Origin of the sequence: Aliivibrio finisterrensis, from assembly GCF_008933155.1 — a bacterium.
GTDB classification, from domain to species: Bacteria; Pseudomonadota; Gammaproteobacteria; order Enterobacterales; family Vibrionaceae; genus Aliivibrio; species Aliivibrio finisterrensis.
Map to the genome: position 1 here is coordinate 1 of NZ_WBVP01000119.1, position 306 is coordinate 306.

Below are 306 nucleotides of genomic sequence, written 5' to 3' on the forward strand. Positions count from 1 at the left end.
TGTAGTATGGCAAGATCAAACCACCATGGCGGTCTACTACAGCGAATTTAACGCCGACGGTACACACAACCGTACCATCAGTTTGCCAAATAGCGTAAATGAGAACCTATTGTCAGCGGCAAGTAATGGTAGTGGTGATATTGTATATGGTTTAGCTGCCACTGGCGGTGCATCCGATCAAGTAACGCCGACCACAGCGCGTCTGATCCGATATGACGTGAATAGCCAAACGACGCTTGTTGAGCAAAGCCTTAATACCAATACTAGCGGTGATGGAGCGTTAGATTTCTGGCAAACAGGTAATTA

The 306-nt window shown here is 46.7% G+C and carries 1 protein-coding gene; it reads left to right on the forward strand.

The annotated features are described in order from the left end of the window. Positions 1-306 (forward strand): hypothetical protein (locus tag F8B77_RS17800; RefSeq protein WP_167512885.1); only part of this gene is annotated, 306 nt, incomplete at both ends.